General features: G+C 67.8%; 1 protein-coding gene. It reads right to left on the reverse strand.

The features are described from left to right. The coding region (locus FB157_RS47030) for an IS481 family transposase (RefSeq protein WP_145888002.1) at positions 1-949 on the reverse strand (949 nt) is incomplete at its 3' end. Positions 950-1045: the final 96 nt, after the last annotated feature.

Here is a 1045-nt window from a genome sequence, read left to right on the forward strand (position 1 = left end):
TGTATTGACCCGCAGCGTTGTTCACTCGGCTGATCGGGGGCTGGCCTCCGAGTGCGGTGTGGCAGCGGTGGTGGTTGTAGGTGTGGAGAAAGTCTGACAGGGCGGCTGTCCGCTCGTCGTTGGAGGTGTAGGGCCGGAGGTAGGCCCATTCGTCGGCGAGGGTGCGGTTGAAGCGTTCGACCTTGCCGTTGGTTTGGGGCCGGTAGGGGCGCGTGAGCTTGCCCGTCGCACCCATATCGGCAAGGGCCTGTTTCCAGGCCAGGCCCTTGCGGTAGGCCCATGCGTTGTCCGTCAGAACGCGTTCGATCCGGGTGATCCCGAGATCGGCGAAGAACGCGGCGGCCCGGGTCAGGAAGGCTGCGCAGGTCGCGACCCTTTCGTCGCGGTGGACCTCGGTGTAGGCGAGGCGGGAGTGGTCGTCGACCGCGGAGTGGAGGTAGTCGAAGCCCATGCCGCGGACCGGCCGGCCAACTTCGCGGCCGTGCACCTTGTGGCCGCCGCCGTCGGGTATCCGGCCCAGTTTCTTGACGTCGACGTGGATGAGCTCGCCGGGACGCTCGCGTTCGTAGCGGCGGATCACCGAGCCGGTGGGCCGGTCCATCCAGGCAAGACGGTTCAGCCCGTGACGGGTCAGGATCCGGTGGACGGTCGAGGCGGGCAGACCGAGGACCGGGCCGATCCGCGCGGGTCCCAGCTTGCGGGAGCGGCGCAGATCGCAAACGTCGACCTCGATCGCGGCCGGAGTGCGGTGCGGCGTCGTCAACGGCCTGCTGGAGCGGTCGGCCAGGCCCGCCTCGCCCTCGGCCCGCCACCGCCGGACCCATTTATGAGCGGTCACCCGCGAGATACCCATCTCGGCAGCGACATGGGCGACCGGACGGCCGGACAGGACACGTTCGACCAGCAGACGCCGCCCGAAGACCGTCAGCCGGGCGTTACGGTGGGACACGAAGACCTCCGTGTGGTGCGTTCCTAGACAGCTCCACCACACCGGAGGTCTTCGCCATGATCAAGACCCAGTGTCAACAACGCTCGTGATCAATAC

It is taken from the genome of Streptomyces sp. BK340, assembly GCF_007827595.1.
Classification (GTDB): Bacteria; Actinomycetota; Actinomycetes; order Streptomycetales; family Streptomycetaceae; genus Streptomyces.